This window comes from Ureibacillus endophyticus (assembly GCF_024159215.1).
In the GTDB taxonomy this organism is placed as follows: domain Bacteria; phylum Bacillota; class Bacilli; order Bacillales_A; family Planococcaceae; genus Ureibacillus; species Ureibacillus endophyticus.
Genome location: NZ_JAMYWW010000001.1, coordinates 1,364,138 through 1,375,573 on the forward strand (window position 1 = coordinate 1,364,138; position 11,436 = coordinate 1,375,573).

Here is an 11,436-nt window from a genome sequence, read left to right on the forward strand (position 1 = left end):
GAAAGCGCCCATAAACCCATTAAAACCGCCCATAAAACCTCAATAAAAAAAACCAGCCCAAGATCGACTGGTACCCTTACCTTATAGTTTAATGACGTTTAAAGCTTGGGGACCGCGATTTCCTTCCACGATATCAAATGTTACATCTTGTCCCTCTTCTAACGTTCGAAATCCTTCTTCCTTTATGCCAGTGAAGTGAACGAAAACGTCCTCACCATTGGAGCATTCAATAAAGCCGTAACCCTTTTCATTATTGAACCACTTTACTTTGCCTTGGTGCATAGAGTCGTTCTCCCCCTTAGAAATAGTTAATGGCAACATTAAGAAAATTATGATTATTACGAATAAAATATACATGATTCCAAGATAGGTGTCAACATTTCGACATTTTTCGAAAAATATGAAAGGTTTTCCTGTTAAATGGTAAGCTAACATATAGAATGAACATATGAAAGTAGGTTAGTACGTTATGACTGTGTCAAAACCATTATCAGACTTACAAATTGCAACATCCGCAAAAATGAAGCCGATTACTGAAATTGCGGAGGCTGCGAATATTCCCCTTGAAGCAATTGAACCGTACGGAAAATATAAAGCAAAAATTAACACAAACCTCATTCAAGGTACACCATCTGGAAAAGTTGTGTTAGTAACAGCAACAAGCCCAACACCTGCAGGAGAAGGAAAATCTACTGTAACAGTTGGTTTAGCAGACGCATTAAAACAGCTAAATCAAAACGTGATGGTGGCATTACGTGAGCCGTCATTAGGTCCAGTAATGGGTATCAAAGGTGGAGCAACTGGTGGTGGATATGCGCAAGTTGTGCCAATGGAAGATATCAATTTGCACTTCACTGGCGACCTACACGCGATTACTACGGCGAACAATGCATTAGCAGCGTTTATCGATAACCATATTCATCAAGGAAATGTACTTCAAATTGACCCACGACGTATTATTTGGAAACGTGCATTAGATATGAATGACCGCGCTTTACGTAAAGTAGTCGTTGGCCTTGGTGGACCTGGTCAAGGTATTCCGCGAGAAGATGGCTTTGACATTACCGTGGCATCTGAAATTATGGCGGTGTTCTGCTTAGCAACAAGTCTCGAAAATTTAAAAGAGCGTTTGGGAAATATCGTTATAGGATATACGTATGCAAAGGAGCCCGTTTTTGTGCGTGATTTAGGTGTGGAAGGTGCATTAACTTTATTATTAAAAGATGCATTCCAACCAAACCTTGTGCAAACATTAGAAGGAACACCTGCGATTATCCATGGTGGGCCATTTGCAAACATTGCCCATGGTTGTAACTCCATAGTTGCAACACAAACAGCTCGTAAGTTAGCGGATATCGTCATTACAGAAGCTGGTTTTGGGGCAGATCTTGGAGCAGAAAAGTTTATGAACATTAAAGCGCGACAAGGCGAATTTGCACCAAGCGCGGTAATTGTTGTAACAACTATTCGTGCTTTGAAAATGCATGGTGGGGTAGCAAAATCCCAATTATCAGAAGAAAATGTAGAAGCAGTTCAAAATGGGTTACCAAATTTAGCGAAGCATGTGGATACAGTTCGTGCATTTGGCGTGGAGCCAATCGTATCTCTAAACCGTTTTATTACCGATACTGAGGAAGAACTAGCTGTTGTGTTAAATTGGGCAAAATCAATAAACCTTCGCATCGCTCGCACAAATGTATGGGAAGAGGGAGGAAAAGGTGGTCTAGAATTAGCACGGGAAGTTTTAGAAGTACTAGACCAACCGAATAATTTTTCTCCAATTTATGAGATTTCTGATTCCATTGAACAAAAAATCACTGCCATTGTGCAAAAAGTGTATGGTGGAATTGGTGTACAATTTACAGATGAGGCAAAAAAACAAATGGCACAAATCGAATCATTTGGATGGGATATGTTACCGGTTTGTATGGCGAAAACACAATATTCTTTGTCGGATCAACCGAAATTATTAGGCCGTCCAATAGGGTTCACAATTACTGTTCGTGAAATTATCCCGAAACTCGGTGCTGGATTCCTAGTTTGTTTAACAGGAGATATTATGACAATGCCAGGACTTCCTAAAACACCTGCTGCACTTCGCATGGATGTTGATGAAAATGGGGAAGCAGTAGGGCTATTCTAGTAAAAACAAAACATCTTAACGAGACCAAATCGTTAAGATGTTTTTTATTGATAATAGATTTGTTTTTTTCTTCCAAAAAAATGATAATAAAAAATAGGGAGGGAAAATGATATGAAGAAGCCGATGATAGGTGTTTTACCCTTATATGATTCTGAAAAAGAAAGTTACTGGATGTTGCCTGGATACATGAAAGGGATTGAGGATGCAGGTGGAATCCCGATTATGTTGCCGTTAACAACGGATGAGGAGATTATCTTAAGATTAGCAGAATCCTTTGATGGATTTTTATTTACAGGTGGTCAAGATATCAATCCAGCGTTATACGGTGAAGAAAAAGAAGAGTTATGTGGGGAACTGTGTAGTGAACGAGATATGATGGAGACCATTCTTTTTAAAAGAGTACTAGAATTAGATAAACCTGCATTTGGTATTTGTCGTGGTCTGCAAGTATTTAACGTGTTGTTAGGAGGAACATTATATCAAGATATTCCAACTCAGGTTAGTCAAAGTCAGATTCAACATAAACAAAACCCACCATATACAGAACCTATTCACAGTGTGTATATAAGAGAAGGGTCCATGCTACATAAAATTCTCCAAATAGATTCTATGAAAGTAAATAGTTATCACCATCAGGGGATAAAAACTATTTCTGAACAGCTAGTCCCTATGGCAACTGCTGATGATGGATTGATAGAGGCAGTTTCGATGCCAAATAAAAAATTCGTATTAGCCGTTCAATGGCATCCGGAGTTCAACTATAAATTAGACGATAATAACTTTAGGTTGTTTTTAGAATTCATAAGAGCGTGTCAATAATTGAACAATAGGATAGGTACCACTTGTGCATCTATCCTTTTCTTATAGTTTAAACTGATTCATCCATCGATTTAGTTGTGAGTTAATAAAATAACATTACGGCATCACCTTCCTTTAACATTATGAATTAACAATGCTAATTGAAAGCTTTGTTTAAAGTTCAGAAAATATACTATTTTTTTAAAAAAAGAATAATTTTTTTAAGTATAGCTTAATCTCGCTAATTGTGACATACTGTAAAAAGTTTGTGTCATTGTGGAACCGATTACACATTTGATACGTTTTGTGTAACCGGTACCACAATGATAAAAATGATGAAATGAGAGAGAAAAAATGGCGAACATTAGTGATGTGGCAAAGCTAGCGAATGTATCTGTCGCAACGGTCTCGAGATACTTAAATAACAGTGGATATGTTGGGAAGAAGTCTCGGGCTCAGATTGAAGAAGCAATTAAACAATTAAATTATACTCCGAGCGAAGTGGCACGTACGTTAACAACGAAACAATCGGATTTGATTGGTTTAATCATCCCGGATATTAACAACCCCTTTTTCCCGGAGTTGGCTCGAGCAGTTGAAGATACTGCTTTTCGTCATGGTTATACGGTCATACTGTGTAATTCCGATGAAGATATAGAGAAAGAACAACATTATATTAAAGCACTATCTAAGAAATATGTTGCGGGTCTAATTCTAACAACGATATTAGATCAAGATAACTATAGCAATAATTTGTCCATACCAATTGTTGCGCTTGACCGTCCGTTAAACGTCAATATCCCAACAGTTACAACTGATAACGAAAAGGGTGCAAAAATTGGAACACAATATTTAATCGAAAATGGTGTCTCAAATATTCTTTGCATTAGTGGACCGAAATCAGTTACGTCTACAAATTTACGATTAAAAGGATTTTTCAAAGCTGTAGAAGGTAATAATGTTGAAATACATATGGTTGAAAGTAAGCATGATTTCCAAACGGCTGAACAATTAACTTACGAAACCTTACAAGCACATCCTGAAATTGACGGTATCTTTGCCTTTAGTGATGCCTCTGCAATCGGTGCATTAAAAGCGGCCCACCGTTTAGGATTGAAAGTTCCAGAACAGCTTCAAATAGTTGGTTTTGATGGAATTCAAATGGGAAAAGTGGTAACGCCAAGTTTAACAACAGTGGCGCAAGATATTTATAAGCTTGGAGAACGAGCAACTCAGATTTTAATCGAGCAAATTGAAGGAAAATCAACTAACAGCTTCAGTGAACAGATTGAACCACAATTGCTCATACGTGAAACAACAAAAGAGAGGGGTCCATTATGATTACAGTAATCGGAAGTATCAATATGGATATCGTCGTTAAGACAGACATCTTCCCGAAACAAGGTGAAACGGTATTAGGAAATTTATTCACAACTATCCCAGGTGGCAAAGGAGCAAATCAAGCTGTGGCAGCAGCAAGACTTGGAAGCCCAGTACAAATGATTGGTGCTGTAGGGGAAGACAGTTTCGGTAAGGAATTATATAGCAATTTAAAAAATGAAAACATCGATGTGGAGGCCATTGCAAAAACAACTAATTCTACTGGGATAGCAAATATATTACTGCACGATAGTGATAATCGAATTATCGTTGTTCCAGGGGCAAACTTTGATGTCACAAAAGAAGTAGTTGATGCGAACTTAGAGCGTATTAAAAAAAGTTCACTTGTTATGATACAGCTTGAAATTCCTGTTGAAACGATTGAATACGTATTAGATCTTTGTCAGCAGTTGAACATCCCAGTCCTTCTAAATCCAGCACCTGCTGGGAACTTCAAAAAAGAATGGATCGAAAAAGTAACGTATTTAACGCCAAATGAAACGGAATGTGAGTACTTATTTGGAGCCGATGTGGAAGCGATTTTAAGCAAATACCCAAATAAAATGATTGTTACTTTAGGTGGGGATGGTGCTGCTTTCCATAATGGCGAGAAGATCGTAAAAATTACTGGCTATAAAACAACACCAGTCGATACAACGGGTGCAGGGGATACATTTAATGGAGCCTTTGCCCATGCGATTATTAGTGGTTATTCAATCGATAAAGCCGTGCAGTTTGCCAATATCGCAGCTTCTCTTTCTGTAGAAAAGTTTGGAGCGCAAGGTGGCATGCCATCGAATGAAGCTGTTTTGGCACGTATGGAGGAATTGAAATGAAAAAGCACGGAATCTTAAATCGCGAATTAGCAGGACACTTTGCGAAATTAGGTCATACTGATCAAATCGTTATTGCGGATTGCGGTTTGCCAATCCCAGATGGTGTACCGTGTATCGACTTATCTTATAAATTAGGGGAACCGGGATTTATCACAATTTTAAACGTTGTGTTAGATGATTTAGTAGTAGAATCGGCAATTGTTGCAGAAGAAGTGAAGCAAGTGAATGAAAAGGTTTCTAATGAACTGACGAGTCTTTTGCCGGAAATTACTTATGTAACACACGAACAATTTAAACTACAAACAAAAAATGCAAAATTAATTATCCGAACAGGTGAAATATCACCTTATGCAAATGTGATTTTACAATGCGGCGTTATATTTTAAAAAACTTCTAAAGAGTGGGTGAACCTATGATTGAAATGAGAGGGATATCAAAATCCTTTAGTGGCAATGCCGTGTTAAAAGATGTGCAATTCGACTTAGCCAATGGTGAAATTCATGCTTTGATGGGTGAAAACGGTGCCGGTAAATCCACAATGATGAAAATTTTAAGCGGCATTTATACGAAGGACCAAGGTGAAATTAAAGTTGATGGCCAAGTTGTCAATTTTAAATCTCCAAAAGATGCTGAAAAACTTGGAATCATCGTAATCCATCAAGAATTAAACATTTTACCGGATTTGACTGTTGCACAAAATCTATTTTTGGGAAAAGAGCTTACATACGGTAAAACGGGTATTTTAAAAACGAAGCAAATGGAAAAAGAAGCAGCAGAACTTCTTAAAAAACTTGGGTTAGATGTGAATCCTCGTACTCGTACAGGTGATTTATCTGTAGGGAAACAACAAATTATTGAAATTACGAAGGCTATTGCAAGTGACGCAAAATATATTGTCATGGACGAACCAACTGCCGCGCTGACAGATCGTGAAATTGAAACATTATTTAAAACAATACGCGAGTTAAAAGCAAAAGGCATTTCCTTTGTGTATATCTCACATCGTATGGAAGAAATTTTTGCAATTTGTGATCGCATTACGATTTTACGAGATGGTCAATACGTAGGTGTTCGAAAAATTCCTAAAACTACTTTTGATGAAATTGTAGCGATGATGGTTGGTCGTGAATTAGGGGAGCGTTTCCCAGAGCGCAACTGTCCAATTGGCGAAACGAAATTAGAAGTTCGTAATTTAACGGTAAACGGTGTATTCAAAGATGTATCTTTCTCTGTTCGCAAAGGGGAAGTGCTTGGTGTTGCTGGTTTGATGGGTGCTGGACGTACAGAAGTTGCCCAAACTATTTTCGGCTACAGAAAAGCTAATAGTGGTGAAATTCTTATCGATGGCAAACCAGTTTCTATTAAATCTCCAATTGATGCGATGAAACACAGAATCGGTTTTGTAACGGAAGATCGCAAGACACAAGGATTAGTATTAGACTTTTCGATTCAAGAAAATATCTCGTTAGCGAACCTTGAAAAATGTTCATCTTCCGGCATTATGAACAAACAAAAAGAATTATCCATGGTTCATCAATATATTGAAGATTTGAAAATCCGTACTTCAGGGCCAGAACAAAGTGCAAAATCATTAAGTGGTGGGAATCAGCAAAAGGTTGTCATTGCAAAATGGTTAGGTACAAATCCTGAAATTTTGATTTTAGATGAACCAACGCGCGGTGTTGATATCGGTGCGAAAAAAGAAATTTATCATATTATTAACAAATTAGCAGAATCAGGTGTTGCGATTATCGTGATCTCTTCTGAATTGCCTGAAGTCATCGGTATTTCAGATCGAGTGATTGTCATGCGAGAAGGATTGTTAACTGGAGAAGTAACGAAAGAACAGATGACACAAGAAAACATCATGCATTTTGCAACAGGAGGAGAGTAACTTGTCGAATCAAAATAAAGAGTGGTTATCTAAGCTTGGCCCACTATTTGGGTTAATCTTACTAATCATCGTGGTATCTATATTAAATCCAAGCTTCTTATCAATTGCCAATATTTTTAACGTACTACGACAAGTTTCGATTAGTGCAATTATCGCATTTGGTATGACGTTTGTAATTTTAACGGGCGGAATTGACTTATCCGTTGGGTCGACCCTTGCCTTAACAGGTGCTGTTGCTGCAAGTTTATTAGCAGGTGGTATGGATCCATTCTTAACAATGGGAATTGCTCTATTATTAGGTTTAATTTTAGGTATGGTGAATGGTGTCATCATTACAAAAGGGAAAGTCGCACCATTTATCGCGACTCTTGCTACGATGACAATTTATCGTGGTTTAACATTAGTGTATACAGAAGGACGTCCAATTTCTGGATTAGGTGATCATTATTCATTCCAATTGTTCGGGAAAGGGTACTTTTTAGGTTTCCCAGTTCCAGTTGTAACAATGGTCATTGCGTTTATTATTCTTTGGTTTATTTTACAAAAAACAACTTTTGGCCGCCGCGTGTATGCTGTTGGTGGTAATGAAGAAGCTGCAAAATTATCAGGTATCAATGCAGACCGCGTGAAAATTGCCGTTTACGCAATTACTGGTTTTTTAGCAGCATTATCTGCACTGATTTTAACTTCACGTTTAAACTCTGCCCAACCAACAGCAGGGGAATCATATGAGTTAGATGCCATTGCTGCTGTTGTATTAGGTGGGACAAGCTTAAACGGTGGTAAAGGTTGGATCTTTGGTACGTTAATTGGTGCATTAATTATCGGTGTTTTAAATAATGGTATGAACTTAATCGGAGTTTCTTCATTCTGGCAACAAGTTGTAAAGGGTATCGTAATTTTACTAGCTGTCTTAATGGACCGAAAGAAATCAGCATAAGGAGCACAACTATGAAAAAGTTTCATTTTTTACTTTTAGCCGTTGTATCGATTATTTTGGCCGCATGTTCTATGGAATCGCCATTTTTAGAAAATGCCAATGAAGGCACAACTGGTGAAACCTATAAAATTGGATTTTCTATTTCAACTTTAAATAATCCTTTCTTTGTAACCTTGAGTGAAGGGGCAAAGGAAAATGCATCAAATGAAGGTGCGGAAATTTCTATTATTGATGCTCAAGATGATGCATCAAAACAAGCAGCCGATGTGGAAGACTTAATTCAACAAGGTGTAGATTTAATCTTGATCAATCCAGTCGATTCTTCAGCGATTGGTTCTGCCGTTGAATCAGCAAACGCAGCAGGAATCCCTGTTATTACAGTTGACCGTTCAACAGAAAGCGGTGAAGTAGTAGCACATATCGCTTCAGATAACGTTGCTGGTGGTGTATTAGCTGGTGAATATTTACTAGAACAAGTAGGAGAAGGCGCAAAAGTAGCGATGCTTGAAGGGATTGCTGGATCTTCTGCGGCGCGCGACCGTGGAGAAGGTTTCTTAAAAGCTGTTGACGGCAAAGTGGAGTTAGTATCAAGCTTAACAGCGAATTTTGACCGCGGTGAAGGGTTAACGGTAATGGAAAATATGTTACAAGCAAACCCTGGTATTGAAGCGGTATTTGCACAAAACGATGAAATGGCTTTAGGGGCACTTGAAGCAATTAAAGCTGCAAACAAAAAAATCGTGGTGATCGGGTTTGATGCTACAGACGATGCACTAGCGAAAATCGAAGCAGGTGAAATGGCGGCATCCGTTGCCCAAAAACCTGAAGAAATCGGAAAAGCTGCCATCGAAACGGCAGTGAAATACTTAAACGGTGAAACAGTTGAAGAGTTCGTACCGGTTGATTTAGAGTTAGTGAAGAAATAATTAAAGTGAGAAAGAGATTGCATTGGGCAATCTCTTTTTTTGATTTGAGGAGACGAAAAAAAGAGACACCAATTCGGAATTGTGTCTCACTGTTTCTATATTTTTTAATAGCTTCGTTTAAATTCAATTCGAGCTTTTTTCTTCGGTTCGCTCGTAAAAAGCTTGTCCAATGCGAGTAATCGACTACCTGCCACTAATAAGTAAGAGGCCATCGCAATTAACGCAACATTAAACTCATATCCATTTAAAAAGCCAGCTTCCAACTTCACTTTCATAATGGCGCCAACCATAACCGCGATGAGTAAGGCAGAAACAAAACGCACGGAAAAACCAATAATTAAGAAGAACCCACCAAGAAGCTCGATGCCCCCAACTCCATATGCAACATATTGGGCATATGGAATTCCGTACTCTGCAAATCTCGTGACGGTCTCATTAATGCCTTCTTGAAACTTCGTTAACCCATGGACAAAAAAGATAACCCCCAAAACAACCCGAATAATTAATGCCCCAATTTCATATTTAGCCAGAATACTTTCTCCTCTCACAATATTTCTTTTTTACTATCTTATTTCGGCTAGTCCCAATATAATACTATCTATCAAAAGAAGATTTCGTGAAATTTTGCGGTGAAACGTGTATTGTATTGTTCAGGAGTTGATACTGATGGAAAATTTGATACAACAAGTAAAAGCGATTTATGACCAGTTCGATGCAAGTCATGATTTTCAACATATTGAACGGGTGCTACAAAATGCGGAAAGTATTTTAGAGGCTGAGCCGGATGCGGATAAGGAAATTGTTCGAATCGCCGTATTGTTGCATGATGTGAGCGATAAAAAGTATACAGATAGTAAAGAAGCAGAAGAACGTTTGTTGAACTCTATAAATTTATCTGATGAAAAAAAACAGCATATTCGTGAAGTTATTGCCAGCGTCTCGTTTAATGGGGGCAATGAACTTCCAGCAAAAACGTTAGAAGCCAAAATCGTCCGAGATGCCGATCGTCTTGATGCAATTGGCGCAGTCGGCATTGCCCGCACCTTTGCCTATGGGGGAGCAAAAGGCCGCAAACTGTATGATGACGAAGAAGTAGCAAGAATGTCGATGACGGAAGAAGAATATCGTTCGAAAAATACCTCATCTGTTACTCACTTTTATGAGAAGTTATTATTGTTGAAAGATAAAATGACTACGGAAAAAGGGAAGCAAATGGCTGAGGGACGTCATGCGTTTATGGTGACGTTTTTGGAGCAGTTGCAGAATGAGAAGGAAGGGAAAGCGTAAGTAGAGACCATTCTCGTGCTAAGTGGACGAAAAGGGGTGCTATATGGACGAAAGCTAATGCTATCTGGACGAAACGGAATGCTATGCGGACGAAAGTAAATTTTATCTTGACGATACCTAATTCTGTGCGAGTAAATTAATGAAAGGGGGAAATCAAATGAACTACTTTCCAATCATGTTAAATATTGATCATAAAAAAGTTGTGGTTGTAGGTGGTGGGCAGGTGGCAAGACAGAAAATCCAAGCGCTCCTACCTACAAAAGCCAAAATTACGGTTGTTAGCCCAACTGTAACTGATGAAATTGAAACTTATGTATATGAAGGTAAAGTCAAATGGATAAATCGTTACTTTGAACCAACTGATTTAGAGGGCGCAACATTAATTTTTGCAGTAACGGATCAAAAAGAAGTAAATGATGCAGTTGAACAAGCTACGCAACCTTGGCAATTGTTAAGCCGTGCAGATGCAAAAGGACGCGTGGATTTTATAAACCCAGCTGTTGTACGTAGAGGGGACCTTACGTTAACTGTTGCTACGTCTGGTGCCCATCCCGGATTAACTCGTAAATTAAAAGAAGACCTTGCCGAGCAATTTGATGAAACGTACAGCGATTATATAGAATTTTTAAAAAAGGCAAGACGCGAAATTATTGAAACAGTATCAGATAAACAGAAAAAACGAGAACTGATTGCATCCCTTTTAGATCCACAGTTAGAACAGTGGGCAAAAGAGCAGAACTGGGAAAAGTGTAATGAGTATTTACATAAAATGATGGAAAATCAAGACAAGGTTTGATGCCTTGTCTTTTTTATTGTTAATGTGCACAAGACGAGATGCTAAATGCACAAAATCAGCTTTCAAGTGCACAAGTTGTCAAGTTAGGTGCACAAGAAGTGATTTCAAATGCACAAGATGGTACTTTATCCGCACAAGAGCGAGTGGGCGAAACGTGGTCTTATCTGGACGAAACGTGATGCCTAGTCGACGAAGCAAACTCTATCTGGACAAAACGTAATGACGAGTGGACGAAATGAAACTTTATCCAGACGAAACTCGATTCAGAGTAAATTAAGATAAACGCACAAAACCTGTTTTCAAATGCACAAGTTATCAGATTAAGTGAACGAGATGTGATTCCAAATGCACAAGATGGTACTTTATCCGCACAAGAGCGAGTGGGCGAAACGTGGTGTTATGTGGACGAAGACACTTGCTATCTGGACGAAACGCG

Annotated in this window: 13 protein-coding genes; 11 read left to right on the forward strand and 2 right to left on the reverse strand. The window is 38.4% G+C overall.

Annotation, left to right across the window (positions count from 1 at the left end):
• Positions 1-81: 81 nt before the first annotated feature.
• Positions 82-282, reverse strand: a complete 201-nt coding sequence (locus NKR20_RS06610; RefSeq protein WP_121214800.1) for a cold-shock protein — start codon at positions 280-282, stop codon at positions 82-84.
• 187 nt (positions 283-469) lie between these two features.
• On the opposite strand from NKR20_RS06610, the gene NKR20_RS06615 reads away from it, so the two are divergent.
• From NKR20_RS06615 to rbsB, 8 genes are all read left to right on the forward strand, one after another.
• Positions 470-2,143, forward strand: a complete 1,674-nt coding sequence (locus NKR20_RS06615; RefSeq protein WP_121214799.1) for a formate--tetrahydrofolate ligase — start codon at positions 470-472, stop codon at positions 2,141-2,143.
• Between the two features lie 111 nt (positions 2,144-2,254).
• Entirely contained in the window at positions 2,255-2,962 is a 708-nt protein-coding gene (locus NKR20_RS06620; protein ID WP_121214798.1) for a gamma-glutamyl-gamma-aminobutyrate hydrolase family protein, read from the forward strand.
• 333 nt (positions 2,963-3,295) lie between these two features.
• The gene (locus NKR20_RS06625; RefSeq protein WP_121214797.1) at positions 3,296-4,282 is read left to right on the forward strand and encodes a LacI family DNA-binding transcriptional regulator; all 987 of its coding nucleotides are present in this window, start codon (positions 3,296-3,298) and stop codon (positions 4,280-4,282) included.
• Positions 4,279-5,157, forward strand: coding sequence for a ribokinase (gene rbsK / locus NKR20_RS06630; RefSeq protein ID WP_253424619.1), 879 nt, complete (start codon positions 4,279-4,281; stop codon positions 5,155-5,157). Before NKR20_RS06625 ends, rbsK begins: the two co-directional genes overlap by 4 nt.
• Positions 5,154-5,543, forward strand: a complete 390-nt coding sequence (gene rbsD / locus NKR20_RS06635; protein WP_121214795.1) for a D-ribose pyranase — start codon at positions 5,154-5,156, stop codon at positions 5,541-5,543. Before rbsK ends, rbsD begins: the two co-directional genes overlap by 4 nt.
• Positions 5,544-5,569: 26 nt before the next feature.
• A complete protein-coding gene (locus NKR20_RS06640; protein WP_253424623.1) occupies positions 5,570-7,051 on the forward strand; it encodes a sugar ABC transporter ATP-binding protein in 1,482 nt (493 codons plus the stop codon).
• 1 nt (position 7,052) lies between these two features.
• On the forward strand, positions 7,053-7,991 hold the full coding sequence (gene rbsC, locus NKR20_RS06645; protein WP_121214793.1) for a ribose ABC transporter permease: 939 nt from the start codon (positions 7,053-7,055) through the stop codon (positions 7,989-7,991).
• Between the two features lie 11 nt (positions 7,992-8,002).
• A complete protein-coding gene (rbsB, locus tag NKR20_RS06650) occupies positions 8,003-8,917 on the forward strand; it encodes a ribose ABC transporter substrate-binding protein RbsB (RefSeq protein ID WP_253424626.1) in 915 nt (304 codons plus the stop codon).
• Between the two features lie 104 nt (positions 8,918-9,021).
• On the opposite strand, the gene NKR20_RS06655 is transcribed toward rbsB, so the two are convergent.
• On the reverse strand, positions 9,022-9,465 hold the full coding sequence (locus NKR20_RS06655; protein ID WP_245987547.1) for a DoxX family protein: 444 nt from the start codon (positions 9,463-9,465) through the stop codon (positions 9,022-9,024).
• Between the two features lie 118 nt (positions 9,466-9,583).
• On the opposite strand from NKR20_RS06655, the gene NKR20_RS06660 reads away from it, so the two are divergent.
• The 3 genes from NKR20_RS06660 (at position 9,584) to NKR20_RS06670 (ending at position 11,179) form a co-directional block, all read left to right on the forward strand.
• A complete protein-coding gene (locus NKR20_RS06660; RefSeq protein ID WP_121214791.1) occupies positions 9,584-10,204 on the forward strand; it encodes an HD domain-containing protein in 621 nt (206 codons plus the stop codon).
• 157 nt (positions 10,205-10,361) lie between these two features.
• Positions 10,362-11,000 carry a precorrin-2 dehydrogenase/sirohydrochlorin ferrochelatase family protein gene (locus tag NKR20_RS06665; RefSeq protein WP_253424628.1) on the forward strand — a complete coding sequence of 213 codons (639 nt, stop codon included), beginning with the start codon at positions 10,362-10,364 and terminating at the stop codon, positions 10,998-11,000.
• Positions 11,001-11,038: 38 nt separating this feature from the next.
• Positions 11,039-11,179 carry a hypothetical protein gene (locus NKR20_RS06670; RefSeq protein ID WP_170148432.1) on the forward strand — a complete coding sequence of 47 codons (141 nt, stop codon included), beginning with the start codon at positions 11,039-11,041 and terminating at the stop codon, positions 11,177-11,179.
• The last annotated feature ends 257 nt before the right edge of the window (positions 11,180-11,436 follow it).